Origin of the sequence: Paenibacillus caui, from assembly GCF_019904135.1 — a bacterium.
GTDB lineage: Bacteria > Bacillota > Bacilli > Paenibacillales > Paenibacillaceae > Fontibacillus > Fontibacillus caui.
In genome coordinates this window covers 89,132-115,938 of sequence record NZ_JAIOGQ010000009.1, presented here as the reverse complement: position 1 = coordinate 115,938, position 26,807 = coordinate 89,132, and the positions used below count along the sequence as shown (strand labels likewise).

General features: G+C 52.2%; 20 protein-coding genes and 1 CRISPR repeat array. Of the genes, 10 read left to right on the top strand and 10 right to left on the bottom strand.

The window, feature by feature from the left end; all coding sequences use genetic code 11:
- Positions 1-46: 46 nt before the first annotated feature.
- From K7397_RS07580 to pepT, 5 genes are all read right to left on the bottom strand, one after another.
- Positions 47-2,062 carry an ABC transporter ATP-binding protein gene (locus K7397_RS07580; RefSeq protein ID WP_223067341.1) on the bottom strand — a complete coding sequence of 672 codons (2,016 nt, stop codon included), beginning with the start codon at positions 2,060-2,062 and terminating at the stop codon, positions 47-49.
- Positions 2,059-3,843, bottom strand: a complete 1,785-nt coding sequence (locus K7397_RS07575; protein ID WP_223067340.1) for an ABC transporter ATP-binding protein — start codon at positions 3,841-3,843, stop codon at positions 2,059-2,061. The genes K7397_RS07580 and K7397_RS07575 overlap by 4 nt, the downstream gene beginning before the upstream one ends.
- A 293-nt stretch (positions 3,844-4,136) precedes the next feature.
- Positions 4,137-5,549 carry an MATE family efflux transporter gene (locus tag K7397_RS07570; protein ID WP_237690750.1) on the bottom strand — a complete coding sequence of 471 codons (1,413 nt, stop codon included), beginning with the start codon at positions 5,547-5,549 and terminating at the stop codon, positions 4,137-4,139.
- 283 nt (positions 5,550-5,832) lie between these two features.
- Complete coding sequence (locus K7397_RS07565) at positions 5,833-6,765, bottom strand: aldo/keto reductase (protein WP_223067339.1); 933 nt, start codon at positions 6,763-6,765, stop codon at positions 5,833-5,835.
- 81 nt (positions 6,766-6,846) lie between these two features.
- Positions 6,847-8,115, bottom strand: a complete 1,269-nt coding sequence (pepT, locus tag K7397_RS07560) for a peptidase T (RefSeq protein ID WP_420488759.1) — start codon at positions 8,113-8,115, stop codon at positions 6,847-6,849.
- Positions 8,116-8,263: 148 nt separating this feature from the next.
- Between pepT and K7397_RS07555 the strand changes: the two genes are divergently transcribed.
- From K7397_RS07555 to K7397_RS07530, 6 genes are all read left to right on the top strand, one after another.
- Positions 8,264-9,370: an ABC transporter ATP-binding protein gene (locus K7397_RS07555; RefSeq protein ID WP_223067338.1), complete on the top strand. Its 1,107-nt coding sequence runs from the start codon at positions 8,264-8,266 to the stop codon at positions 9,368-9,370.
- Positions 9,360-10,163, top strand: coding sequence for an ABC transporter permease (locus K7397_RS07550; protein WP_223067337.1), 804 nt, complete (start codon positions 9,360-9,362; stop codon positions 10,161-10,163). The genes K7397_RS07555 and K7397_RS07550 overlap by 11 nt, the downstream gene beginning before the upstream one ends.
- On the top strand, positions 10,160-10,981 hold the full coding sequence (locus K7397_RS07545; RefSeq protein WP_223067336.1) for an ABC transporter permease: 822 nt from the start codon (positions 10,160-10,162) through the stop codon (positions 10,979-10,981). The genes K7397_RS07550 and K7397_RS07545 overlap by 4 nt, the downstream gene beginning before the upstream one ends.
- A complete protein-coding gene (locus tag K7397_RS07540; RefSeq protein WP_223067335.1) occupies positions 10,978-12,051 on the top strand; it encodes an ABC transporter substrate-binding protein in 1,074 nt (357 codons plus the stop codon). Before K7397_RS07545 ends, K7397_RS07540 begins: the two co-directional genes overlap by 4 nt.
- Before the next feature lie 63 nt (positions 12,052-12,114).
- On the top strand, positions 12,115-13,116 hold the full coding sequence (locus K7397_RS07535) for a lysylphosphatidylglycerol synthase domain-containing protein (protein WP_223067334.1): 1,002 nt from the start codon (positions 12,115-12,117) through the stop codon (positions 13,114-13,116).
- Positions 13,117-13,118: 2 nt separating this feature from the next.
- Positions 13,119-13,310, top strand: coding sequence for a hypothetical protein (locus K7397_RS07530; RefSeq protein ID WP_223067333.1), 192 nt, complete (start codon positions 13,119-13,121; stop codon positions 13,308-13,310).
- Between the two features lie 2 nt (positions 13,311-13,312).
- Here the strand turns inward: K7397_RS07530 and bioB are convergent, their stop codons facing one another.
- The 3 genes from bioB to K7397_RS07515 form a co-directional block, all read right to left on the bottom strand.
- Entirely contained in the window at positions 13,313-14,326 is a 1,014-nt protein-coding gene (bioB, locus tag K7397_RS07525) for a biotin synthase BioB (protein ID WP_273545586.1), read from the bottom strand.
- Positions 14,327-14,774: 448 nt separating this feature from the next.
- A CRISPR array of direct repeats spans positions 14,775-18,017; the repeat unit is 32 nt; unit sequence ATTTCAATCCACGCACTCACATGGAGTGCGAC.
- An 845-nt stretch (positions 18,018-18,862) separates the two neighbouring features.
- Positions 18,863-19,201: an S-layer homology domain-containing protein gene (locus K7397_RS07520; RefSeq protein WP_223067332.1), complete on the bottom strand. Its 339-nt coding sequence runs from the start codon at positions 19,199-19,201 to the stop codon at positions 18,863-18,865.
- Between the two features lie 150 nt (positions 19,202-19,351).
- Complete coding sequence (locus K7397_RS07515; RefSeq protein WP_223067331.1) at positions 19,352-20,179, bottom strand: imm11 family protein; 828 nt, start codon at positions 20,177-20,179, stop codon at positions 19,352-19,354.
- Positions 20,180-20,531: 352 nt separating this feature from the next.
- On the opposite strand from K7397_RS07515, the gene dapD reads away from it, so the two are divergent.
- The 3 genes from dapD (at position 20,532) to K7397_RS07500 (ending at position 22,886) form a co-directional block, all read left to right on the top strand.
- Positions 20,532-21,245 carry a 2,3,4,5-tetrahydropyridine-2,6-dicarboxylate N-acetyltransferase gene (dapD, locus tag K7397_RS07510; RefSeq protein WP_223067330.1) on the top strand — a complete coding sequence of 238 codons (714 nt, stop codon included), beginning with the start codon at positions 20,532-20,534 and terminating at the stop codon, positions 21,243-21,245.
- Between the two features lie 98 nt (positions 21,246-21,343).
- Positions 21,344-22,501, top strand: coding sequence for an N-acetyldiaminopimelate deacetylase (locus tag K7397_RS07505; RefSeq protein ID WP_223067329.1), 1,158 nt, complete (start codon positions 21,344-21,346; stop codon positions 22,499-22,501).
- Between the two features lie 265 nt (positions 22,502-22,766).
- Entirely contained in the window at positions 22,767-22,886 is a 120-nt protein-coding gene (locus tag K7397_RS07500; protein WP_237690749.1) for a putative holin-like toxin, read from the top strand.
- Positions 22,887-23,161: 275 nt separating this feature from the next.
- Here the strand turns inward: K7397_RS07500 and K7397_RS07495 are convergent, their stop codons facing one another.
- Both K7397_RS07495 and K7397_RS07490 read right to left on the bottom strand, forming a co-directional pair.
- Entirely contained in the window at positions 23,162-24,328 is a 1,167-nt protein-coding gene (locus K7397_RS07495) for an aminotransferase A (RefSeq protein WP_223067328.1), read from the bottom strand.
- 121 nt (positions 24,329-24,449) lie between these two features.
- Entirely contained in the window at positions 24,450-25,925 is a 1,476-nt protein-coding gene (locus tag K7397_RS07490) for an alpha-amylase (protein WP_223067327.1), read from the bottom strand.
- 187 nt (positions 25,926-26,112) lie between these two features.
- Here K7397_RS07490 and K7397_RS07485 point away from each other — a divergent pair, with 187 nt between their 5' ends.
- Positions 26,113-26,796 carry an HNH endonuclease gene (locus tag K7397_RS07485; RefSeq protein ID WP_223067326.1) on the top strand — a complete coding sequence of 228 codons (684 nt, stop codon included), beginning with the start codon at positions 26,113-26,115 and terminating at the stop codon, positions 26,794-26,796.
- Positions 26,797-26,807: the final 11 nt, after the last annotated feature.

Genomic DNA, 26,807 nt, shown 5'->3' with positions numbered 1-26,807 from the left:
CCTTCCCGCTTCTGTACAATCAAGTCTAACAAACATCCATTATTGGTTATGACGATGCGGCGCCCGTTTCCTCGCCGTACCAAAGCTGGCGGAAGCTGTCGCTTGTGGCGAGCAGCTGATCGGCAGTGCCTTCGGCTTCGATCGTGCCGTCCTTCAGCACGATGATATGGTCGGCGTGCGAGAGCGCCGCCTTGCGGTGTGACACGACGAGGCAGGTCGCCTCGCCGCGGTCACGGAACAGCCGCTCCCACAGCTTGCGTTCGGTTTCGACGTCGAGCGCGCTCGACAGGTCGTCGAACACGTACAGCTGTGCGTCGCGCACGAGCATCCGCGCAGCGGCAGTGCGCTGCGCCTGGCCGCCGGACAGCTTGACGCCGCGCGGTCCGACGAGGGTGTCGAGGCCCTGCTCCAGCCTGGCGACGTCGTCTTCCATGACGGCGGCGTGCAGGGCCCGCGAAAGATCGCTGCCCGCCTCGGGCAGGCCGAGCAAAATATTGTTGCGCAGCTTGTCGCTGTACAGCCGCGGAATTTGCGCCGTATACGCGCTCTGCGGCGGAACAAAGAAGTCGGCCGGCTTTGTAACAGGGCAGCCGTTCCACGTCATTTCGCCGGACTCGGCGGGCAGCAGACCCAGCATCGTGCGCAGCAGCGTCGTTTTGCCGGAGCCGATCATGCCGGTGATCACCGTGAAAGAGCCGCGCTTCAGCGTGAGGTCGATGCTCTCAATGCCCCGTCCGGTTTCGGGATACCGGTACGTCAGGCCGCGCGCCTCAAGCGTATACAGCGGTCCGGCGTCAATGGCCGGAGCCGTAATCGGGTCCCAAAGCTCGGACGTGGCGGCAGCCATCGCGGTCGCTGCGAGCTCGCTTCTCTGCGCTTCCCCCGCCCGCATTTGCACTTCCTGCGCAGGCGTCTGCGCTTTCTGCCCCCGCACGCCCTCTGCTGCCGGCGCGCCCTGGCCGCCAACTGCAGCTACGGGCCAGGTCGCCGCTTCGCCGTTTCGCGCCGCTGCCTCGGTGGTCGGCTGCGGGTTGGCGGCGTCTCTCCGACGTTTGCCGTATTTGCCGGGCTTGCCGATCCCGATATAAGCGGCTGCGGTCAGAATGGATGCCGGCGCGCCCTGGAGCATATTTTTCAGACGGCTGAAGCTGACGGTCATCTGCTTGTAATAGGTCATGAAGTTGCCGACGTTGGAAATCAGCTGCGTCACAAACGTCAGGTAGTAGACGAACAGGGACAGATCCCCGACCGTGAAATCTCCGCTGCGCATTTTGTAGCCGGCGAGCACAAGGACTAGCCCTGTGCCGAGATTGACGGAGTTGGCGAACACCGACGACAGCGCCTCGGTAATCAGTTTATCCTTCACCATGCTTTGGCGGCGTTGGTCGCTCAGCTCCACAAAACGGCTCACAACGCGCGATTCGGCACCGGCGACCTGGATTGCCTGCACATTGGAGAACATTTCGCTGATCGAGCTTGTGACCCGCGCGGTCGCCTTCCGGCTTGCCGCCCGGTATTTCTGAATCCGCGACGTTGCAATCTGCGCAGCCGTCACAACGAGGATCAGCGGCACAAACACAAACAACGTCATCTGCGCATCGATAGAGATGAGAATATAGCTTGCGACGATGACGAAACCAATCAGTCCCAGGGAGTCAACGGACCAGCTTATGGCTTCCTCGGTCTGATCGACATCGTCCCGAAAATTGCTGATCGCTTCGCCGGGCGAGCAGGGGATGGCGCGCGCGCCGGGCTCCTTCAGCACATGCGCCAGCATGTTGCGGCGCACGAGCATGCTCGCGCGGAACCGGAAATTGACGTCGGTCAGAAAGCCGCAGACGATCAGCGCGATCCGGCCGAGCGCCGCTCCGATCAGCAGGGCGGCGATGCCCCAAATCCCGAAGGAGAACTCGTAAGTTCCTTCCAGGTAATCGAAGAACATTTTGGTGACCAGCCCCGGCACCAGCAGAGACATATGAACCAGCGTCCAGGCCAGCAAGTTCATCAGATAGAGCGCCGGACGGTAAGCCAGCAGCCTCCAGAAAAAATGCCTTGGTTTCATGCCAGCACCTCCTCCATTCCAACGGACAGCATCCGGCTGAACCGGGAATCAGGGTCCGCTGCCAGCTTCGCGCGCGGTCCGTGCTCCAGCATCTGGCCGTTATCCAGAATCAGGATTTGATCCGCCCGCTGTACGGTTGTTAACCGGTGGGCAATAATAATGCAGGTTCGTTCCTGAAGCAGACGGCTGATCGCCGTTTCGATCCGGCTTTCCGTCAGCGGATCGAGTCTGGAGGAAGCTTCATCCAGAATGACAAGCCCCGGGTCCGTAAGGAATACCCGGGCAAAAGCGAGCAGCTGCGCTTCCCCTGCAGACAGGCTGCCGCCCCCGGAAGCGAGAATGGAGTCTAGACCCTCGGGCAAAGCTTCATACCACTGGCCAAGCCCCAGCTCGGCCAGCACGGCAACAATTCTGCCGTCATCGATGGAATCATCGAACAGCGTCAGGTTGTCCCGGACCGTTCCTTCCATAATTTCAATATTCTGAGTCACCATCGCGACCGAGTTTCGCAGCTCATGGAGCTTGCACTTTCGAATGTCGGTCCCGGCGAGTTCAATCCGTCCTTGCTGTGGATCATAGAAGCGGAGCAGCAGCCGGGCCAGCGTGGTTTTCCCGCTGCCGGTCCGGCCGAGCAGCCCGAGCGTCTGTCCCGGCTCCAGGCGCAGCTCAAGCTGATTCAGCGTTGGCTGTCCATCAGGCTCATAAGCAAACGTAAGATTGCGGAATTCAACGGACAGCGGTCCGCTCGGCAGCGGAGCGCCGGGGCCGTCCTTGATTAGCGGCTCCGTAGCCAGCAGGTCCTGAACGCGGACCAGACTCGCATCGGCTTTTTGCAGGTCCTCCAGCTGGGTGCGGATCTTCTCGATCGGTTTGGCCAGCAGCTCGGTGTAATAAAAGACGAGATAAACGGAGCCAAGAGTCAGTTCGCCGCGCTTCCACAGAATCGCGCACACTACAAAGGCTGCGGCGTTGCCCAGCGCGAAGACAAGGATCGTCGTGCTCCACATCAGGCAGAAGCCGAAAAAAGAGCGGATGCGGACAGGCAGCATCCGGCGAATCAGCTCATGGAACCGGTTCATCACATAACCGGCGGCTCCGTTGGCGCGCGTGTCTTCCGTTCCTTCCAGATGCTCGCCGATAAATCCGTAAAATTCCGCGTTAAGCGCCCGCCATTTGGTCCAGGAGGGCACGGCAAACCGGCGAATCCATTGAATGGCATAAACCGCTCCAACGACGAACAGCGTCATGGCGACGCCGACCCAAATATTTTCCCTGAAGAGCAGAATCAGAATTCCCAGCATGAGCAGTACGTTGCCGAGCAGGTGAATAATGAAGCTGGAAAAGAAATTGGCCAGCGCATTCACGTCCCCGTCCACCCGTTCAATAAGGGATCCCGATGTTTGCGTCTTGTGGAAAGACATGTCGAGCGACAGACAATGCTTCGCCAGATCGGCCCGCAGCTTGTTGGTTGTCTTCCAGCCAAGATTTTCGCTGTAATAAGCGGCGCAGACCGAAACGATCTGCTGAAACAGTGAAAAGCCAATAAAAAGGGCAGCCGCCGCATAAAGGGGCTGCAGACTTCCTTTTCCCTGGGCCGTATCGATGAAATAACGGATAATTTGCGGGTTAATTAGCTGCAGCCCGATCGACGCGAACAGCAGAATGGCCAGCCATATCAATAATCTGCGCTGCGGCAGCACATAGCGCCCAAGCATCAGGCGGTAATGCCCCAAGGGCCGGGACCTTCGCGGTTTCCCCTTGGCTGCTTGTTCCCCAGACATACGAACACTCCTCTCACTTATGTAACTGCAGACTGTTATTAAGGAAAAGCTTCAGTGAACCGTGAGCGCACGATGAGCAGCGGAACGTCCCGGTAGCACGCCCATATTTATCCTTATTCATTGTATAAGGAAACACACGTTCGCGCAAGCGGCAAGCGCTTCGTCAAAAGCGAGCGTTCCCTGATCAAGCAAGCAGGAAGGCAAAATATACGATAATGCGCGAAAAAAATAGAGCCTATCCTTTCTCCAAATGGAGAAGGACAGGCCCTTGTTCGATTGAATGCAGGTGCGCGTTATCCTGCTGCCGGAGCGGGTGCTTTCACCGCATTGGCCTGATCGTCCTGGTCGACCAGCGAATAATGTTCCCAGGCCCGGCTCCGCCAGCGGAAGTACATAATAATGGCCCGTGTCCATTCATCCGCCGCAATGGCCAGCCAAATGCCGACGAGACCGAGGTGAAGCTGGAAGACGAGAACGTATCCGAGCGGCAGCGACATGCATACCATCGACAACAGTCCCATATAAACAGGGAACTTGGCGTCTCCCGCGGCCCGCAGGGAGTTGATGATCACGATATTGACCGTCCGTCCGGTTTCCAGAAGAATACTGAGCAGCAGAACCTGCGCCCCCAGGCGGATAATGGCGATGTTGTCGGTGAACAGTCCGAGCAGCGGCACCCGGAACAGGATAATGAGAAGATCGATGACCACGGTTGCGGCCAGCGCCCATTTTGCGCTCTGCAGGACGCGGGTATAAGCATCCTGCGGGCGCTTGGAGCCTACATAGTGCCCGACAATAATGGCGGTTCCCATTCCGATAGCCATGCTGAACAGGTAAATGTAAGTCGAAATATTGTTGGCATACTGGCGCGTCGCCATCGCTTCGGCTCCAAGATAAGTCACATACAAAGTAAAGATGAGCTGGCAACACTGGTACGTAATACTTTCAAAAGCCGATGGAATGCCGATCCGCAAAATTTTGGAGATAAATTTCCTGGACAGGTGAACATAGTATCTCCACTCCACGCGGACTTCCATCACTCTGTACATCAGCCAGAAGAAAATAGCGAGACAGATGAGGCGGCTGAGCACGGTGGAAATGGCTGCTCCCTCTACTCCGAGCGCCGGCAGGCCGAAATGGCCAAAGATCAAAACATAGTTGCCGATAACATGCAGGATGTTCATCAGCAGGGAGACAACCATCGTCTCTTTGGTAAAGCCATGCGTCCGGATGGTGGCAGCCAGAGCGTTGATCAGGGCCTGCAGGAAGATCCCGCCCCCGACTATGCTGATATATGAGGTGGCGTACTCCAGAATATCGCCCTGAACATGCAGGAGCCGAAGCATTTGCCCTCCCAGCAAAAGAAAGGCCGAGCTCAACACCAGACCGACCGCCAGATTGAGCGTAATCGCATTGCCCGTTACCTGCGCGGCGTCGCTTATTTTCTTCGAGCCGAGATACTGGGCGACAACAATCGCCGCCCCGTTGCCGATCACTTCCAGCACGAGAATGGCGATGGCTATTATTTGATTGGCCGCGCCTACGCCGGCTACCGCATCATCGGAGACGGAGCTGATCATGAACGTATCGACGCTTCCCATTAACATAAACAGAAACAGTTCGAGGAAAATAGGCCAAGTTAACTGAAACAGCTTGAGCTGTTTCTTGCTGACAGCAGACGTGTTCTCTTCTACTGAGGTATTCAATTCGTCACCCTTCCATATTTTATCGTAAAACGGTAGCACCCCTTAGAGGGCGGTGCAGCCGGTTGCTTTTCAAACAAAAGTATGTTAGCACAGTTTTTATGAAAATGCAGCAAGCAATTTGAAAGTAGATGAAATTACCTAAAAACTTTCATGAAGACATACATTTTTCACCAAGAACGGGGTCATTCCGAAATAAAAAACCTGCCGCCAATGTTGAAAAGGCGGACAGGTTTTGTGGCTTTTTATTATAGTATATTCCAGAGGTCGCCAAGTGATGCAGAAATCAATCCTTGAAAATCGAACTGATCTCCTTCACATCGGCATCCGTCAGGTTTACTTCCAACGTCTTGAGGTTGTTTCTCACCTGTTCGGGCTTCTTCGCGCCCGGAATCAGCGCGTCGATTGCATCCTGCTTCAGGTACCAGGCCAGCACGACATGCGCCACTTCGGAGCCTAAGCGCTCGGCAATCGGGCGTATCTGCTCGACTTTGTCCAGATTGCGCGCGAAGGCATCGCCCTGGAACAGCGGATTATTGGCGCGTATATCTTTGAAAGCCGCATCTTTGGTGTATTTGCCGCCCAGCAGACCCGAAGCCAGCGGGAAATAAGGAATGAAAGAAATGCTGCTTTCTTTGCAGTAGGGGAGCAGATCCTGCTCGGCTTCGCGCTTGAACAGGTTGTATTCGGATTGCAGCACGTCGACATAACCGTCTACGTTGGCTTCGCGGAGCTGCTCTATGGAGAAGTTGGAAACGCCAATCGCGCGGATTTTGCCTTGCTCCTTCAATTTTTGCAGCGCGCCTACGGCTTCAGCCTTCGGCGTATGCTCGTCTGGAAAGTGAATATAGTACAGATCGATGTAGTCGGTCTGCAGACGTCTCAGGCTGTCTTCCACCGATTGCGTCAGGAAGGCGGGCGAATTGTCCAACAACACCTTGCCGTCTGCAAATTTATGGGCGCCCTTGGTGGCGACTACGGCATTCTGTCTGCCTTTCTCCTTAAGGACTTCCCCGATAAGCTCTTCAGAGCGTTCAGGTCCATAGATAAAGGCGGTGTCCAGAAAATTAACGCCAAGGTCGAGAGCGGTGCGAACCATCTCTTTTCCCGTCTCCTCATTGAGATTCGGATACAGATTGTGTCCGCCTACCGCATTTGTGCCGAGGCCGATTCGGTTTACCAGCAAATCGGTTCTGCCCAGCCGGATTTGTTCAGCCATTGTTCATCCTCTCCTTTTTCTGGAATCCTCTCCATCATATCAAAAACTACATATTCAGGACAGCTCGCAAGGGAAGTGGTCTTATACGTCAGGGCTTTGTTCAAACAGCCGGACAACCTCGATGATCACTTTAACGGCCTTCTCCATATTGTCTACCGAAATGTACTCGAACTTCCCGTGGTAGTTCTCTCCGCCGGTAAAAATATTCGGAGTCGGCAGTCCCATATAGGACAGCTGCGAACCGTCCGTTCCCCCGCGGATCGGCATGACAATCGGCTTGATGCCGAGCGTCTCCATCGCTTTATGGGCAATATCCACAATGCCTTTGACCGGCTCGATTTTGTCTCTCATGTTATAATACTGATCTTTCAGTTCAAGATTGATCCGCTCTGCGCCATATTTGGCTTTAAGCTCGTCAACGACGCTTGTGAGATAGGCTTTTTTCTGCTCGAACAGGGTCCGGTCAAAATCGCGGATAATATACTGGAGCTTCGTCTGCTCCACATCGCCGCTTATATTGTGCAGGTGGTAAAAGCCGTCATATCCGTCGGTGTGCTCAGGAGCTTCGTTCGCAGGCAGCCGGTGCTGCAGCTCCATCGCGATTTTGATGGAATTGACCATCTTGTTTTTGGCTGTGCCGGGATGCACGTTCGTCCCTTTAATGGCTATTTTGGCCGCCGCGGCGTTGAAGCTTTCGAACTCCAGCTCGCCCAGCGGTCCGCCGTCCATCGTATAGGCATATTTGGCGCCGAAGGCCGCCACGTCAAATTTATGCGGACCTCTGCCGATTTCTTCGTCCGGCGTAAAGGCCACCCGGATTTTACCGTGGTTGATCTCCGGATGCCGGATCAAATAGTCCATCGCCGTCATAATTTCAGCGACTCCGGCCTTGTCGTCTGCGCCAAGCAGGGTCGTACCGTCTGTGGTGATCAGCGTATGGCCTTTATACTCGCTCAGCTCCGGGAAGTCTTTCGGGGACAGAACGACGCCTAAATCCTCGTTCAGCGTAATGTTGCCGCCGTCATACTGTTCGACGATTTGCGGATTCACGCCTTTGCCCGTAAAATCCGTCGCCGTATCCACATGGGCCAGGAAGCCGATAACCGGCACGTCCTTGTCGGTGTTTGCGGGCAGCGTCGCCATCACATAGCCGTTATCGTCCATGCTGACTTCGGTCATGCCGATTGCTTTTAGTTCTTCTACCAACTGCCGGGCCAGCGTCAGCTGTCCTGGTGTCGATGGACAGGTCTCGTTGTCCTCATTGGACTGTGTATCCACTTTTACATATGTAATAAAACGTTCCACCATTTCTTTTCGCAAATGACAACTGCCCCCTTCAAAATTGTACATCTACTATTATTACTCCTTGGAGCGAAAATAAGCAAAAAATGGAGGGAAAACCTTCAGACCCTCCTGTCAAAAATGGTAGAATCCTGTATCATTCCTGACGATTGTTAGGTAAAATAGATAGATAATGAAATAGACAAAGGAGGCTGCTATGGGAGAGAACGCCATTATCCGCTTCGACCGGGTGACCAAACGGTATGATCAGGACGATCCAGTGCTGAAAGAAGTCAGCTTTGAGATAGAGCGCGGCAAATTTTATACGCTGCTTGGTCCTTCGGGCTGCGGTAAAACCACGATACTTCGCCTGATTGCCGGATTTACGGAGCCAACGGAGGGCTCTATTTATTTGAACGGGGTCAAAATCAACAAAATCCCTCCTAACGAGCGTCAGGTCAATACCGTATTTCAGGATTATGCGCTGTTCCCGCATCTGAATGTGTTTGAGAACGTTGCGTTCGGGCTGCGCATCAAGAAACTGAAGAAAGACGTGATCGCAAGCAAGGTGGGGGAAGCGCTGCGTCTGGTGAATCTGGAAGGCTATGAGAAACGCCAGATCACCGAAATGTCCGGCGGCCAAAAACAGCGTGTAGCCATAGCGCGCGCCATTGTGAATGAACCGGAGGTGCTTCTCCTGGACGAGCCTCTGTCGGCGCTCGACCTCAAGCTCCGCACCGAAATGCAGTACGTGCTGCGCGAACTGCAGCAGCGCCTCGGCATTACGTTTATCTTTGTCACCCACGACCAGGAAGAGGCGCTCGCCATGTCGGACGAGATTTTCGTCATGAACGAAGGCATTATCCAGCAGAGCGGGACGCCTAATGACATCTATGATGAGCCGATCAACCGGTTTGTTGCGGATTTTGTCGGAGAATCGAACATTGTACCGGCTGTGATGATAGAAGATTACGTAGTGGAATTCAATGGGAAAAGATTCGAATGCGTCGATCAGGGGCTGCGTCCGAATGAACCGGTGGAAATTGTAATCCGGCCCGAGGATCTGGAAATTACGGCGCTTGAGCAGGGCAAGCTTCGGGTGCGGGTCGATACCCAATTGTTCCGGGGCGTTCATTATGAAATCAGCTGCTATGACGAGTCTGGCCAGGAATGGCTTGTCCATTCGACCCGAAAGGCGGAGCCGGGCAGCACGATTGGTTTGAACTTTGAGCCGGAAGCGATCCATGTCATGAGATTCGGCGAAACCGAAGAGGAATTCGACAGACGCCTGGAATCATACGAGGTGAACAGCCATGCCACGTAACACAAGAGGAGCGTACCTGATCCCTTATTATTTATGGATGGTGCTCTTTGTTGCCCTGCCAGTAATCTTGATTGCTTACTATTCCTTTTTTGATGCCCTGGGCCAGTTCACGCTTTCCAATTATGTGAACTTCTTCACGCCTGTCTATCTGCGCATGACCTTAAGCTCTTTCTGGTATGCTGTCCTGATTACGTTGTTTTCACTCCTTGTGGCATACCCGGCGGCCTATGCCCTGACGCGGACGAAGCACAAGCAGCTGTGGCTGCTGCTGATCATTTTGCCGACGTGGATTAATTTGCTGCTTAAGGCTTATGCTTTTATAGGAATATTCGGTACATACGGACCGGTCAACGCGCTGCTTCAGGCAGCCGGTATCGGCGAGCAGCAGATCCTGTTTGGCAGCTTCAGCTTTATTTTTGTTTCGGTGTATATCTTTATTCCTTTTATGATCATGCCGATCTATAACGCCCTTGAGGACATCAATCCGACGCTGATAGCCGCGTCCCGGGATTTGGGCGCTTCCAGCTTTACGACGCTGCGGCGGGTGATCTTTCCGCTCACGCTGTCCGGGGTGCGTTCCGGGTGCATGGCCGTATTTATTCCGGCACTATCGCTCTTTATGCTGACAAGGCTGATAGCCGGCAACAAGGTCATTACGCTGGGGACCGCGATCGAGCAGCATTTTCTGGTCACCCGGGATTGGGGCATGGGCTCGACGGTGGCCGTGTTTCTCATCCTGATGATGGCCGTGCTGATGCCGATCTTCGGCAGCGGAAAAGAGGTGCGCAAATGACCGAAAAGAACCGGATGGGGCGCCTGTATCTGATGATCCTGTTTGCTGTGCTGTACGCGCCCATCTTTTATCTGATGTACTACTCCTTCAACAGCGGAGGCTCGATGCACGGGTTTGAAGGGTTTACCCTGGAATGGTACCAGGAGGTCTTTCAGGACACCCGGCTTATCATTATCGTCATCAATACGGTGGTGATCGCGCTGCTCTCGGCCACGATTGCCACGATTATTGGCGTAATCGGTGCGCTTGCCATCGACCGGATCCGGAGAAAAAGACTGAAGAATGCAATTCTCTCGCTCAACAATGTGCTGATTGTCAGTCCGGACGTCATCATCGGCGCCTCGTTTCTGATCCTGTTCACGATTGCAGGGATCAAGCTTGGATTTGTTTCGGTGCTGCTGTCGCACATCGCGTTCAGCGTGCCGATTGCGGTGCTGATGATTCTGCCGAGGCTCCAGGAGATGAGCCCGACGCTGGTCGATGCGGCCCGGGATCTCGGCGCCAGCCGGAGAGACGTGCTTGCCAAGGTCATCCTGCCTTTTATCAGTCCGGGGATTCTGACCGGATTCTTTATGGCTTTGACCTATTCGCTGGACGATTTTGCGGTGACTTTCTTTGTTACCGGCAGCGGTTATTCTACCTTGTCCGTAGAAATTTATTCGCGGGCCCGCGCGGGAGTATCGCTGTCCATTAACGCCTTGTCAACGCTCATTTTTCTGTTCACCATTCTGCTCGTGATCGTCTATCATTTCGTGACGCGCAAAAATGGGCGCAAGCAGGTTAAAGAGCCTTCGGCTGAAATGGGGGTGCCAAGATGAAACGGCTTGTCCGTTTGTTTCTTGTCGTTCTGCTCGTTGCGTTCGGGCTTATGGCACTGGCGGCCAAGCTGAACTCGAGCCAGGGGTATTCCGGTAGCAATACATTGACCGTCTACAACTGGGGTGACTATATCGATCCCGACCTGATTACGCGTTTCGAGAAGGAGACCGGCATTACGGTCATCTATCAGACCTTCGATTCCAATGAAGCGATGCTGACGAAGATCGAGCAGGGGGGAACGACGTTCGACATTGCGGTTCCTTCCGACTATGCGATTTCCAAAATGAAGGAAGAGCATTTGCTTCTTCCCGTTGATCATTCGAAAATTCCGAATTTATCGCATATCGATTCCCGGTTTCTGAATCTGGACTTTGATCCGAATAATCAGTATTCCATCCCTTATTTCTGGGGCACCGTGGGGGTTGTGTACAATCCTGAACTGGCCGGGGGCATTACCTTTAACAGCTGGAATGACCTGTGGAACCCCAAACTGCATAATAGTGTGCTGCTTACCGACGGGGCCCGCGAAATAATGGGCATGTCGCTGAACAGTCTGGGCTATTCATTAAACGATACGGATGAACAACATTTGCAGGAAGCGCTCCGGAAGCTGAACCGGCTCTCTCCTAATGTCAAAGCAATCGTCGGCGACGAGATCAAGATGCTGCTGGCAAACGGCGAAGCAACTGCAGGCGTCGTATTCTCGGGAGATGCCGCAGAAATCATGGACGAGAACGACAGTCTCAATTATATGGTGCCGAAAGAGGGCTCCAACCTGTGGTTTGACAATATGGTCATTCCCAAAACGGTCAAAAATCCGGAGGGAGCGCACAAGTTTATCAACTTTATGCTGCAGCCGGATGTTGCAGCCCAAAATGCGGAGTATGTCGGTTACGCAACGCCAAACAAGGACGCGCTTGCCCTTCTTCCCGAAGATATTTCGGGAGATGAACGGTTCTATCCGCCGGCTGAATTAACCGATCGGCTGGAAGTTTATAAGAATCTGGGCAAGCGGATGCTGGGACATTATAACGAGCTTTTTCTAGAATTCAAAATGCATAAGGAATGAAATGATGCGAGTAAATTTGAAGTTAGTTAAACGTTGTTTCACGAGGCTGAAAGGAAGGATAAGATGAGAGAAACGCTTGGCCGTCTTCGGTTTGTACAGTTTCTTGCTGCGGCATACCGGATAAAAGCCATTCGGATTCTGATTCCTGTCGCCATTTTCGGATTCGTGTTTTGGGTTGGCCAGCATGAGCTGAGGCATATCCGCCTGAGCGTCATGTTCGCCGAACTGCGGCGGATTCCGCCCCGGGCCCTTGTTGAAATTTTACTGCTGGCGCTGTTTGCTGCTGCGGTGATGTCTGCCTACGATTTTGTTATTCGCCGTCAATTCAAGTTCCAGGTAGGAATCGCGAGAACGTTCCGCTATGCCTGGATATCGAATACCTTTAACAACTTGCTGGGATTCGCCGGGCTTACCGGCGCGGGTGTAAGGGCGCTGCTCTATAAAAAAAGCGGCGTTCCCATGGCCGCCATTACAGCAGCAGTAGTCTTTCTGTCACCGGTGGTGCTGAACGGCCTGGCCGTGATGGCCTGGCTGGAAATCGCCGGACTGTTTCAGGCGCACGCTCTGATCCAGGAACATCGCTGGATGGCGGTTGCCGTTTGGGGGATCGCCCTGTATTTGCCGTTGTTTGTGGCCCTGCAGCGTACGACCCTCTTTGCAAAATGGTTCCATAAGCAAGGAAAGGAACGCTTTCCGTGGCGCACCATTCTGGAGTCGATCGGCGCTTCATTTGCCGAGTGGCTGTTTGCGGGCCTTACGTTCTGGCTAATCGCGACCCATGTGCTGCATGGCGTTTCGCTGCGGGAGATGCTCGGCATCTATACAGTAGCGGCGGTCGGCGGTATTTTGAGCATGGCCCCCGGCGGGATCGGCGCGTTTGACCTTACTGTGCTGATCGGTCTTGAGAACATGGGATTTCCTGCCGAGAGAGTGATGGTCGTCCTCGTCCTGTTCCGCTTTTTCTACTATATCATTCCATGGTTTATCGGGCTGATCTTGTCCGTCATTGAGCTTGGGTTGCCGGGCAAGAAGACAATCGTGAAAGGTGAACAGGCGGTGCGCTGAAAGTGCCCGCTGACGTACTGGCAAAAGCTCTGGCGCTGGCCGGTCCAGTTCCGCTTCCTCAGCGACCCTGGCGTCTGGGCGCTCGGCAAGCTGGTGGTGGTGAGCGGTCGGCTGCTGCTGTTCACGTTCCGTCCGCACCGCCTGATCAATCAGCCGACCGTACCGGAAGAGCCGTAACACCAGAGGGCTGCTGAATTCATTCAGTAGCCCTCTGTTCGATTTCAAACCCGAGATCTTCAATCATTCGGTGGTCAGCCGAGACGTCCTGGCCCTCTGTCGTCAGATAATCTCCAAGGAAAATCGAATTGGCCGCGTAAAGGGCAAGCGGCTGCAGCGACCGGAGGCTGACCTCGCGTCCGCCCGCGACGCGTATTTCCTTCGAAGGGCAAATAAACCTGAATAAGGCAAGCACGCGAAGCGCCTTCATGGCCGGTGTGGTTCCGGCAAACTCCAGCGGCGTTCCGGGAATGGCGTTGAGAAAGTTAACCGGAATCGAATCCGCATCCAGCTCCCGGAGCGAATAAGCCATCTCCACAATTTCCCGGTTGGTTTCTCCCATGCCGATAATGACGCCGGAGCAGGGAGACATCCCGGAGTGTTTGACCTTCTCCACGGTGTCTATTCGCTGTTCGTACGTATGCGTTGTCGTAATGCTGCCGTAGTTGGTTCGACTCGTATTTAAATTGTGATTATAACGGTGCACGCCGGCTTCTGCGAGCCGCTCAGCCTGTTCATTGCCTAGAAGGCCCAGACAAGCGCAGATCTTGAGCGGTGTCGTGGCGCGTATTTCCTTCACCGCCTCTACGACCTGATCCAATTCCTTCGGAGTCGGCCCCCTGCCGGAAGCCACGATACAGTAAGTGCCTGCCTGTCGGGCCATCGCCTCTTTCGCGCCGGCCAAAAGCGTTTCTTTATCAAGCAGGCTGTATTTTTCTACCGGAGCCTTCGATACGATCGACTGGGAACAATATCCGCAGTCTTCCGGGCAAAGGCCGCTTTTGGCATTAATAATCATGTTGAGCTTGACCTTTACGCCATAGTATTGCTTCCGCACCTTGAAAGCAGCCTGAAGCAGCGGCAGCAATTCCGTGTCTTCCGCTTCCAGGACAGCGAGTCCTTCCTCCATGCTTAAGCATTTTCCCTCCAGTGCCTTGTCCGCGATCGCCTGCCAATCCCAGGTTGAGGTTCCAGTCTCAGGGTACATGTTCATCAAAAGATAATCTCCTTCCTTAATGGGGCGGTCCTAATTGTTAACCAATTTTATTGAATGCGGTTAACAATTGAATTCTAGCAGACACGGCTTCCGATGTAAATGTTGGCAGTCAAGTGCAGACATCGTATCCTCAGGCAGCTGTTAAAATGAAAATGATGTCTCAGGCTCCACGCGCCTGAATCATTTTATTGGGGGTTACAAGTTCAAGCAAGATAAGCAGTAGCGTGACCATGTAGAAAACTAAAAAAATCCGAATTCGTTAGGGATATTTAAGACGAATGGAAGAGGAGGTAAAGAAACCTTCGAATCGATACCAGCCACAGGAGGCGAGGCCACTTGAACTAGACAGTGGGCATGGGAATTGGCCCCTCACTCCTACAAAGTAAACGGCTAAAGACAACAATCAAGGGGGTAAAGAGGGAAGATGGTTCCTGATATTAGCGAGTTTCAAACCGTCGCACTCACATGGAGTGCGACGTGACCTTCTGCGAACGCTGCCTGCGCCATTTGATCATTTCAATCCACGCACTCACATGGAGTGCGACAACGAGTCCATGGGTTGCTTGACGGCAGGCTGTTTATTTCAATCCACGCACTCACATGGAGTGCGACCGGTCGCAGCCACTGGCGCCTAACTAGCGTCAAGTATTTCAATCCACGCACTCACATGGAGTGCGACCATATCAATCGTTCGCGTTCCGTATGTGCTTCCATTTCAATCCACGCACTCACATGGAGTGCGACGCTTTAGGATTGGCTATGCAGGATTTCAGTCGTGATTTCAATCCACGCACTCACATGGAGTGCGACTGGTTCACGAAGAAATTTAGCCATTGTGCGTTGTATTTCAATCCACGCACTCACATGGAGTGCGACCACAATCCCACTGTAATAGACCGTAACGCTTCTATTTCAATCCACGCACTCACATGGAGTGCGACGCTTTGATTTAACGTCTTCCAATTCCAGTTCCAACATTTCAATCCACGCACTCACATGGAGTGCGACCTGCTTATCAATCCAACCGTAATTGTTTTTCAGGTATTTCAATCCACGCACTCACATGGAGTGCGACGGAATTTCTAAAGACTAAGCCTGTCGTGCAACCATCTATTTCAATCCACGCACTCACATGGAGTGCGACCAATGACGTTTCCCTCATTATCTACAAACTTATCTCATTTCAATCCACGCACTCACATGGAGTGCGACGTTTCAGACGATAGTTTAATAATTCGACCTTCATGATTTCAATCCACGCACTCACATGGAGTGCGACTCGTTGTTGATCCGATCTACTATATGGACTACGAGGCATTTCAATCCACGCACTCACATGGAGTGCGACTTGACCGGTCATCGGATCCGGATAGGTAAAATCGAAATTTCAATCCACGCACTCACATGGAGTGCGACGGAATCAAATGACGGGCTGGCATACTCCCCGAAGATTTCAATCCACGCACTCACATGGAGTGCGACGTGGATTATTGATACTTGATTTTGAATTCCTAGCAATTTCAATCCACGCACTCACATAGAGTGCGACATCACTGTCTCCGCTAAAGGTCCTTATGGACCATCATTTCAATCCACGCACTCACATGGAGTGCGACCATTAGCTATACGAGTAAAGTTGCCGTCGTCTATTTATTTCAATCCACGCACTCACATGGAGTGCGACGATAAGCATCTAAAGGGGCTTGTTCAGCAGGTTGGTATTTCAATCCACGCACTCACATGGAGTGCGACATAATGTAATGCAAGTGATTTATTTTTTTCAGGAGATTTCAATCCACGCACTCACATGGAGTGCGACGCATCCCGAAAGCGCGGTGGCATTGTGTCGGGATAATTTCAATCCACGCACTCACATGGAGTGCGACGCTTATCATGCCGTTTTTCCCTTCTTCCGCTGTGATTTCAATCCACGCACTCACATGGAGTGCGACTACAGCAGGTGTGATCGCATATAAAAAGCATCAGATTTCAATCCACGCACTCACATGGAGTGCGACTTTGTCCTGTTTGCCGTTGTATTCCTTTAGAATATTTCAATCCACGCACTCACATGGAGTGCGACACAGGCTAACATGTACCTGGTTGATCAGATTAGAGCATTTCAATCCACGCACTCACATGGAGTGCGACGCAAGATCAAGGATATGACATGGCAAAGGTGGAGCTATTTCAATCCACGCACTCACATGGAGTGCGACGCGGTGTTCCGTCCAGTTTCTCGCCTTGGTCATGTACATTTCAATCCACGCACTCACATGGAGTGCGACGCCCAAGTCGGACGCAACGATCCTGAACAGTGACATTTCAATCCACGCACTCACATGGAGTGCGACTGGGCCGATCATATCTTTTTATGACTCAACTGGATTTCAATCCACGCACTCACATGGAGTGCGACTCGGGTTCGAAGCCGTTTTCGATCCCCGACCCGATATTTCAATCCACGCACTCACATGGAGTGCGACAATAGCATGTACAACATGCCATCAAGGCCGAAGAAATTTCAATCCACGCACTCACATGGAGTGCGACCTCCGTATTGTTGAGTTGGTCCGGAAATCAGGAGATTTCAATCCACGCACTCACATGGAGTGCGACCTCGTCGCGATCCCGATCATGACCGAAATCCCTTCCATTTCAATCCACGCACTCACATGGAGTGCGACGATCCGGCCTTAACGTCCATTCATGTACCATCCAGGATTTCAATCCACGCACTCACATGGAGTGCGACTTGAAAAATGTTTTGAATGCTTCCGGCATGAAATTTCAATCCACGCACTCACATGGAGTGCGACGAATATATTGCCCAAGCTCTTATCATGGCTTGGAGAATTTCAATCCACGCACTCACATGGAGTGCGACGTGTCACTGTATTCATATACAGGCATCCACGACATTTCAATCCACGCACTCACATGGAGTGCGACATTTCTATTTTGTTCTCAACTCTTCCAGAAACGGAATTTCAATCCACGCACTCACATGGAGTGCGACAGACCAAGTAGCGCTTTGACAGCCTCAGCATCATATTTCAATCCACGCACTCACATGGAGTGCGACCAACGGTCAGCAGACATTGACAGCTCAACAATTTGCATTTCAATCCACGCACTCACATGGAGTGCGACTATATTCAGTTGCTGATTGACCAACCGAATCAATATTTCAATCCACGCACTCACATGGAGTGCGACAGTTCCTAACCTATGAACTGGACAAGGACGCTAACGATTTCAATCCACGCACTCACATGGAGTGCGACTATACCATAAGGAGGGCTGTGAGATGGCAATACCAATTTCAATCCACGCACTCACATGGAGTGCGACGAAGCAATTAAGCAGGTTAGAGAACTCGATGAAATTTCAATCCACGCACTCACATGGAGTGCGACGATCTATTCGCCCTCCTTGGGTGCTGTGGTAAAAGATTTCAATCCACGCACTCACATGGAGTGCGACTTAAGTATTTTGTACACATGTCCTCTAAACCAGCTAATTTCAATCCACGCACTCACATGGAGTGCGACGGATGAATCGAGAGTTTTACAAATCAACCAAATGATTTCAATCCACGCACTCACATGGAGTGCGACTCCCCCGAATCTCATATCGCGTTGTCCGTCCGCTTCATTTCAATCCACGCACTCACATGGAGTGCGACGGCGAAAATGCGCCCGATTAATCCAGTATTGGTATTAATTTGGCATCTTCTCGCTATAAATCTTGCAAAAAAGGCATGAATCAATCATTGACTTTTTCTGATGCATGATAAAAAAATCCAATTTCGACAAAATTCGAGGTGCGAAGGATCCGGAGATATCATGGGAGCTTGGGATCCGCACTCTAAAGGAATCAGCGGTCTTTCCATGTCATAGGGAGATTTTACGCCAATGTGTTCAACTATTGTCTTGTACTTATCTCCTAAATTAGGGCTTGCTTGACGAAATTTTTAGTAGAACTTCAGGGTAGTTGGGCTGAACACGAAAGTAAAAAATGAACAAAAAAGATCGCGCAATCTGCGTTCCAGGTTCATCCCCAGTAGTTGCAGGTAATTCCAAATTCCGTCTGGCATGCAGTCTTTCATTTCGTTGTCGTTGGTATCGTCTTTCGTTTCCTTAGCGCCTTGGTCGGTTTGTACGTATTCGTCACTCCATCTGCAAGGTTTTTCGATACGATTCCAGTGGTTTCCTTTGTAAATAAATTCGACAGAAAGAGTTCAAAACCCTTGTTTTTATCGGTTTTTAGCTAATTTTTTGGCGTTCAGCGAACCCTAAATATTGAAATCTTCAGTTCTCGAAAGTGAAGAAAGCGGTAGAGCAGAGCGTCCTGCTTCACGGGTTCGGGTTGTGTCTGGTGGACAACTTTATATTTATCTTTCCAGCTTAAAGGGAGGGTCAAAGTAAAGTGAAAGGTATCGTTCTTATACACGATGACATTTTCTTCGCGATTATAGGATTGTTTAGTGGCAGGACGGGGCTTTAGTTCATCGTATTTTTGCTTAAATCTTTAGATGAAAGAAGTGACATAGGAAACATCCCAAGCAGAGGAGGAATCGGCTTGAAAATCGGACGGTTGAAACGCTCTGATCAGCATAGCTAACAATTCATTCTGGCGGATGGTCTGATTCGGTCTGAATTTGCCGTCAGGATAGCCTGTTGTAACCTTGCGCTCTATAGCCCATTGAATGTCTGCGTATCCCCAATACGACTTCGAAATATCCTGAAACGAAGTGTCACCTGCAAAGGTTGGGACTGCATTCGAACTGACGATGATGGATGAGATGAATGCCGCGATCCAAAACTTTTGATATTTTTCATGGAAGCACTCCTCACTTTGATTATTCATCCGTTTTATTTCGTGAGTAAAGGAACCCGCCCAAATGGCCTGACGAGATCAGATCACGGGCGGGACCAAGCTTGTTTTTCAGGCGCGATATGACCTTCGGAATCCCGTCTTTGCAAAATTTTTAATAAAAATAGGGCAAAACCCCATATCTTATCCGTATGAATTCGAAATTTCGGATTTCTCGACCTCGTGCCAGCGATAACCGAGCAGGATTGGCGGAATATAAATAGGGCGTATCCACTGGTAGGTTAAATCAGGCAGAAGTTCCCCCAGTCCAAATCGCCCTTGTTCATCCAACTGCATTTTCCATTTACCGCTTGCCATCGCGGCTCCGTGATCTACCCGTTCTCTAGCTTCCTCGTATGAAATTTCCAGGCGTTTGTTATTTTCAATGGCGGCTAAAGCGGCTTCGTAAGCCCGCTTCTGTTCTAGCTCCTTCTTCTCCGTAAATTCCGAGTCGTATACAACCGAAAAATCCAGACCTTTGAGTTTGTTGCGTTCGATGAGATTTTTAAAGGATTCGGTTACGAATGTTCTTACTTCTGCTAGTTCTTTGAATTTAAAAACATACGTATTCAATGGAATTTTAGAAAAATCAAATACAAGGTTATTGAATCCTGCAAAATGTTTTTTTGAAGTCAGTTGAACATCGGATCGTTCCCAATCCACGCAGTCCAGAACATTTATTACATTCATCAGATACAAGTCTAGTTCCTGATGAGCTAATGGTAGAAACTCTACTTCATTAGATACATATGTCTCAAGTATGCTTTTAACCTGGTAGGAAACGATAGGCTTTCCATATATTAATTTTGGAAAATCCATATATGTTTTTTTATAAAGTGTCTCGACTTTAACAGGTGTCCAAATGTGTTTTTTAGATTCTCCGTTAAAGTCCCCGCAAATAGGATGGTCCCTATCGTCAACAGCTCTTAAAATCGTGGACTTGAAATTATTTCTCAATTCATAAACTTTCATGGATTTGACGCTCCTTTAAGGATGTTCCCAATCTTTAGTCAACCCTGCGTATTCCTTAGAATCTAGTACTAAAATGGAGTCTACAACTACCTTTATGTGTGAAATTCTGCTGCGAAATAAATTTATAGTAATCATACTAAAAATCCCCATATGGGTTAAGCCAACGACTCTTGAACCATTAGATTTATAAAAAGATTCGGGCCGAACTTAACAAAGCCACCTGAAAAATGTTTTTCTGTCTTCGTTCAATTGCGGCTGCGTTCCTTTTATGCTATAAAGGATGTAGTTTGTGCCCGCCGGCTTGTCCGTCCGGGTTACGTTAATAAGGCTGTAAAGGAGCTGTCAGGATATTATGTCTACCGAGATGAACACACAAGAAGTGATTAACCTGATTAAAACCAGCAAGAAGAAAACGCCGGTTAAAGTATATGTGAAAGGCAATCTGGAATCCGTACCGTTCGGAGAAAACGTGAAAACGTTTATTTCCGGAGAGAGCGGTGTCGTATTTGGCGATTGGGCTGATATTCAGCCGGTTCTGGAAGCGAACAGCGGCCAGATCGAAGATTATGTCATCGAGAACGACCGCCGCAACTCGGCCATTCCGATGCTTGATCTTAAGAACATCAATGCGCGCATTGAGCCGGGCGCTTTCATCCGCGAAATGGTCAGCATCGGCGACAACGCCGTCATTATGATGGGCGCGGTCATTAATATCGGCGTCACGATCGGGGAAGGTACGATGATCGATATGGGAGCAGTGCTTGGCGGACGCGTGAAAGTGGGTAAAATGTGCCACATCGGTGCGGGCACCGTTCTAGCCGGCGTTATTGAGCCGCCTTCCGCGCAGCCGGTTGTCGTGGAGGACGACGTGCTGATCGGCGCCAATGCGGTAGTGCTGGAAGGCGTTCGCATCGGGGAAGGCGCCGTTGTAGCAGCGGGTGCCGTCGTAACGGAAGACGTGCCTCCATTCTCTGTCGTTGCGGGAACGCCAGCACGCGTAATCAAACAGGTCGACGACAAAACAAAGTCGAAGACCGAGATCCTTCAAGAGCTCCGTCAGCTGTAATCGGCAACCGGGCGAAAAACAAAACCTTAAGCTATTCAGGGCTCGGCGGCTGCGCCGGGCTTTCTGTATTATAGAACAAACGGGAGGGTGACCGAATAATGAGTTATTGGGATTCGGAGAAGACGAATTCTTTCATCGCGGTAAGACGCGACTTGCATCAGATACCCGAGCCGGGCTTTCAGGAGTTCAAAACCCAGCGCTATTTGCTGGACTATTTGGACAAGCTCCCGCAGGAGCGGCTGGAAATCCGGACATGGAGAACCGGCATTCTGGTCAAAATCGCCGGAACGGCGCCGAAGCGGAAGCTCGGCTACCGCGCCGATATGGACGGGCTGCCGATTGAGGAGGAAACAGGATACGATTTCCGCTCCAAGCATAAGGGCTATATGCACGCCTGCGGCCATGATCTGCATATGACGATCGGGCTTGGCATTGTAGCGCATTTTGCGGAGCATCCGATTGCGGACGATCTGATCGTGCTGTTCCAGCCAGCGGAAGAGGGGCCGGGCGGCGCCCAGCCGATGCTGGCCAGCGAGGAATTGGCAGACTGGCTGCCGGACCAGATTGTGGCCCTCCATGTGGCCCCCGAATACCCCGTAGGCACGATTGCGACACGGCCGGGCATTCTGTTCGCGAACACGTCGGAGCTGTTCATCGATCTTGTAGGGACGGGCGGACATGCGGCGTATCCGCATAAGGCGAACGACATGGTCGTAGCGGGCTGTCAGCTTGTCGGTCAGCTGCAGACCGTGATCTCCCGTAACATCGATCCGCTGGATTCCGCGGTCATCACCATCGGCAAGGTCGAGGGCGGGACCAAGCAAAACATCATCGCGGAGAGAGCGCGGCTGGAAGGCACGATCCGGACGCTGTCGGCGGAGTCGATGAGCAAGATCAAGGCACGGATCGAAAATCTGGTCCGCGGCATTGAGACCGGATTTGAATGCCGGGCCGAAATCAATTATGGCGCCAATTACCGCCAGGTGTTCAATGAAGCTAAGCTTACCCGGGAGTTTATGGACTGGCTGCAGGAGCGGGATGATGTGCAGCTTCATGAGTGCACCGAGGCGATGACCGGGGAGGACTTCGGTTATTTCCTGGAGGCGGCCCCTGGCTTCATGTTCTGGCTGGGCGTAGATACGCCGTACGGGCTCCATCATGCGAAGCTGGAACCGAAGGAAGAGGCCATCGGCCTCGCGATTTCGGTAATGGCCGACTATTTGACCTGGAAATCGAACGGCAAAGAGCACAATTAGGGCTTGCTGAACAAAGGAAATCCTCGTGATTGTGCGATAATCTTTGTAGATGGAGTGACGAACGTGTTCAACTGGATTTTTGGATTTTGAGATTAATAACAGCAAATAGGCTTCAAATCAGGAGCAGCCATTTGGAACGAATAAGTATTTTTACTTTCCAATCTATTATATGAATGCTTTCTTATCTTCCAAAGTTTGCTATAATAAAACTTGTACACGAAACTGGCTTAAAAGGACGGTCGGCTAATCTCCCGGAAGGGAGGTGATGCCTGTGGAGATTAAGGATGCTTTGACGATCATGATCAGTTTTGGCGCGCTTATCATTGCGCTGCTGACGCTGGTGGTGGCCATCGTCGCAGCGATTAATCAAAACACAAAGAAATAGACCGCCCTACGCAAAGGGATGCGGTCTATTTCGGTCGTAACACCTTAGCACAGCCGACCGCTCTTTAAAGCGGCAAGTGTACATGGAGTCGTGTGGCAAGCACGACTCCCTATGTATTTTTATCTTAACACACTTAAAAATATACCTCAACTAATGAGAAAACAATAAATGATACGAACAAATGATCTTGCACATTACAAATCACACACAAAAGCCCTTACCTGATCCTTCTTGCCGGTATCAGATAAGGGCTTTATTTTGCTCCCGCTACCCGGTTACTGCGCGGACAGCTGTTTGTTCACAAAGTTCTCCAGCCGGTTCATTCCCTGCTCAAGGACTTCCATGGAGTAAGCGTAGGAAATCCGGATATAGCCTTCGCCGTATTCCGAAAAGGCGCTGCCGGGGACGACGGCGAGGCCGGCCTCATCCAGCAGCTTCAGGGCGAAATCCATCGATTTCATGCCAAGGTGCTCAATCGAAGGGAACAGATAGAACGCCCCTTCCGGCTTGACGAGGGGAAGCCCCATGGCGGTTAAGCGGTCGTAGACATAGTCGCGCCGAAAGCGGTAGGCTTCCTTCATCGGCAGGGCGTCATCAAACCCGGCGGTCAGCGCTTCAAGCGCCGCATACTGGCTGATCGAGCTGGCGCAGGTCACATTGTACTGGTGCACCTTGACCATATGCCGGGTGATTTCCGCCGGAGCCAGCGTGAATCCGATGCGCCAGCCGGTCATGGAGTGCGATTTCGACAAGCCGTTAATGACGATCGTTTTGGAGCGCATGCCGTCCAGCGCGGCGATCGATTGATGAGGCCCATCGTAAATCAGCTCGCTGTAGATTTCATCGGAGATAATAAATATGTCCCGGTCCTTAAGCAGATCGGCAATATCCTGCAGCTCCCCGCGTGTCAGAACCCGGCCGGTCGGGTTGGAGGGATACCCCAGGATGACTGCTTTCGTCTTCGTAGTCAGGTGGGCTGCTATCAGGTCCGCGGTCAGTTTGAAGCCGGTGCTTCTCGCATCCGCGTACACGGGATTTCCGCCGGATAATCGGATGAGCGGCTCATAGCCCGGGTAGATCGGCCCCTGCAGGATGACTTCGTCCCCTTCGTCAAGAATCGTCCTGAGGGCGATATCGAGCGCTTCGCTGGCCCCGTTGGTGACGATCACCTCATCCACTCCGTTATAGGTCAGGCCGTATTTGCGGGCTATAAAATCCGCTGCCGCTTCCCTCAGCTCGGGCAGTCCCGGATTGGGGGTATATACGGTGCGCCCCGCATCAATGGCCCGATGGGCCGCGTCCATAATATGGGCAGGCGTCGGAAAATCGGGCTGGCCGATCGTCAGCGAGAGGGCGTCGGGATATTCCGTCACTTTATTGGCAATCTGGCGGATGCCGCTGATCTGAATATTTTTAACTTCTGAATTGATTAAATGTTCCATTGTGCGAACAAGCACCTGCCTTCTTCCTGTAATCTCTATAACTAGTGTACAACAGGCGGAAGGAGAAGGGGAATAGCCGCCGTCAAGCCATTTCTTCTGACGGTTCCCCTCGGGCACCCGCTTATCCGTTTTGCGCAGGATCCTGTTCCGGCTGCGCCCATACCGACACACTGCCCCCGTTCACCGGGAATACGCCGAATCCGTCCCCGGCGATCGTTACGCGGTCTTTGCGGTTGCCGGTCAGATCCACCCACACTTCCCCGGCCCTGGCTTGTCCGACCAACATCCTTTTGCTTCCGTCGTCCCCGTTTGAAATGACGACCGCGCACCCGGAGCGCACGGCTTCTGGATCGCCAAGCCGGACCCAGCCGATTGTATTCGGATGGTCGAAATAATCTTCCTGCTCGCCGTAAGCCTTGTTTGCCCGCGCATACAACAGCGGATCGATGGCAGCCTTCTTGCCCGGGATCGGCTGGTCTCCGCCGATCCCGTAATAATCTCCGTAGAAGACCACCGGGTAGCCGTCCTTGCGCAGCAGGATCAAGGCATAGGCGCTTTGCTTGAACCAGTCCTGCACCCACGACTCCAGCGATTCGGCCGGCTGAGAGTCATGATTGTCCACAAAGGTGACCGCGTTCATCGGATGCGACCCCACCAGAGTATCGTTAAAAAGGGTCCGCAGGTCGAAGCTTCTGCCGGCCGCAGAGGCCGCTTGCAGCTTATAGTGGAGCGTTACATCAAACAGGTCGATCTGATAATCCACGTTATCCAGAAAGCGCCGGCAATTTTCAAGGTTCGGATTCCAGAACTCGCCTACCAGATAAAATTTGTCGCCGTACTTCTTTTTCATGGAGACGGCAAACTCCCTGATGAAATCGTGATTGATATGCTTGATGGCGTCCAGACGGAATCCCCCGCATCTGAGCGTGTCCGCAAGCCATTCTCCCCATTTGGCCATTTCCTTACGGACAACGGGATGGTTGTAGTCGATATTGGCAAACATGAGGTAGTCATAGTTGCCGAATTCGCTGTCCACATTGGAATTCCAGTCCTTGTTCTCGCCGAGAATGCGGAATATCCCTTTTCGTTTCTGGCTTTGGTCATAGTCGGTTCCGTTGAAGTGTTCGAAGTTCCACTTGAAATCGGAGTACTTGCCTTTTCTTCCTGGAAAAGAGAACCTGGTCCACCCCTCGATTTCAAAAGGCCCGGATATCGCTTCGGTCCGGTTATCCGGATTGACTTCAATCACGTTGAAGCGTTCCGTCTCATCCGCGCCCGCCTTGTGGTTCATGACCACATCGACATAAACCTCAATGCCGTGATCACGGCAAGCCCGGATGGCCGAAACCAGCTGCTGCTTCGTACCGTATTTGGTCCGGACCGCCCCTTTATGCTCGAACTCCCCCAGATCATATAAATCATAGACGCCATATCCGTTGTCGTCCGGGGTGATCGCCTTGGTAGCCGGGGGAATCCAGACGGCATCGATGCCGGCTTCCTTTAGCCCGGGCGCGAGTTCGGCAAGCCTGTTCCAGTGCGTTCCGTCCGGCTCCAAATGCCATTCGAAAAATTGCATGATCGTATGATTCCGTTTCATGACAGGCTGCCTCCTTTAAGTTTTGCCTGTTTAGAAGTACCTTACGGGCGGTATGCTTCAAACCGCCAAGCGGCATATTCTGCGGCCTAATGGTTATACGTTATAATATAGACAGGAGAATCCTTATTTAACAGGACACGAGGTGATAAACAAGAGCGGGATTAACCATAACCCCGTTTGAAGACCGATGACGATAACCGAGCAGCCTCAAACCAAAACGTGCAGCTATTGTTTAAAAATAAAACCGGTCACCGATTTCAGGCGCCGGACAGGAAGGCGGGCCGGCACAGGCTCGCGAAGGGGAGCCTGCAAGGAGTGCAGGGAGCAGCGTGCGGAAACCGCTACAGCTACAGCCGCTGCCGCGCGGCTGACCATGAGGAATGCCCCGGCCAAGAGTCCGGCGGACCATAAGCCGAATAAACCGAATAAGCCGAAGGCGGCAGGGGCGGAGCCCAAGCGGTCCGGGTCCGCTAAAGCTCCCCGGCCTCTTGACCTGGAAGATCTGAAGCCGCTGCGCTCCGGAATGATCCGCATGCGGGGGAAAAGCGATAAAGGCCGCCGCTGGCAGCAGGAAATTGATCCGGAGTTGGCCAAGCTCCTGGTGAAGGAGAAGGCGGCCGTCGTCGTGAACCGGCATACGATCCGCCGCTTGTTCACGAACAGGGAGTTCAGACAGTTTATTTTGCAGAGGGATCACTATACCTGTCACTACTGCGGAGCCTATGGCGATACCATTGACCATCTGCTTCCGAGAGCCAAAGGCGGCCATACGACGCCGGTCAATTGCGTGTGCGCCTGCAATTTATGCAATCAAACGAAAGCTGATCGCGATGTTGACGATTTTTTGCTGAACCTCCCTCATCCAAGATGATGCTGCTTCCC

Coding starts and splice junctions, on each gene's coding strand:
- K7397_RS07580 (WP_223067341.1), bottom strand. CDS start 2,062: ATGAAACCAAGGCATTTTTTCTGGAGGCTGCTGGCTTACCGTCCGGCG.
- K7397_RS07575 (WP_223067340.1), bottom strand. CDS start 3,843: ATGTCTGGGGAACAAGCAGCCAAGGGGAAACCGCGAAGGTCCCGGCCC.
- K7397_RS07565 (WP_223067339.1), bottom strand. CDS start 6,765: ATGGCTGAACAAATCCGGCTGGGCAGAACCGATTTGCTGGTAAACCGA.
- pepT (WP_420488759.1), bottom strand. CDS start 8,115: ATGTACAATTTTGAAGGGGGCAGTTGTCATTTGCGAAAAGAAATGGTG.
- K7397_RS07555 (WP_223067338.1), top strand. CDS start 8,264: ATGGGAGAGAACGCCATTATCCGCTTCGACCGGGTGACCAAACGGTAT.
- K7397_RS07550 (WP_223067337.1), top strand. CDS start 9,360: ATGCCACGTAACACAAGAGGAGCGTACCTGATCCCTTATTATTTATGG.
- K7397_RS07545 (WP_223067336.1), top strand. CDS start 10,160: ATGACCGAAAAGAACCGGATGGGGCGCCTGTATCTGATGATCCTGTTT.
- K7397_RS07540 (WP_223067335.1), top strand. CDS start 10,978: ATGAAACGGCTTGTCCGTTTGTTTCTTGTCGTTCTGCTCGTTGCGTTC.
- K7397_RS07535 (WP_223067334.1), top strand. CDS start 12,115: ATGAGAGAAACGCTTGGCCGTCTTCGGTTTGTACAGTTTCTTGCTGCG.
- bioB (WP_273545586.1), bottom strand. CDS start 14,326: ATGAACATGTACCCTGAGACTGGAACCTCAACCTGGGATTGGCAGGCG.
- K7397_RS07520 (WP_223067332.1), bottom strand. CDS start 19,201: ATGAATAATCAAAGTGAGGAGTGCTTCCATGAAAAATATCAAAAGTTT.
- K7397_RS07515 (WP_223067331.1), bottom strand. CDS start 20,179: ATGAAAGTTTATGAATTGAGAAATAATTTCAAGTCCACGATTTTAAGA.
- dapD (WP_223067330.1), top strand. CDS start 20,532: ATGTCTACCGAGATGAACACACAAGAAGTGATTAACCTGATTAAAACC.
- K7397_RS07505 (WP_223067329.1), top strand. CDS start 21,344: ATGAGTTATTGGGATTCGGAGAAGACGAATTCTTTCATCGCGGTAAGA.
- K7397_RS07500 (WP_237690749.1), top strand. CDS start 22,767: ATGCCTGTGGAGATTAAGGATGCTTTGACGATCATGATCAGTTTTGGC.
- K7397_RS07495 (WP_223067328.1), bottom strand. CDS start 24,328: ATGGAACATTTAATCAATTCAGAAGTTAAAAATATTCAGATCAGCGGC.
- K7397_RS07490 (WP_223067327.1), bottom strand. CDS start 25,925: ATGAAACGGAATCATACGATCATGCAATTTTTCGAATGGCATTTGGAG.
- K7397_RS07485 (WP_223067326.1), top strand. CDS start 26,113: ATGACGATAACCGAGCAGCCTCAAACCAAAACGTGCAGCTATTGTTTA.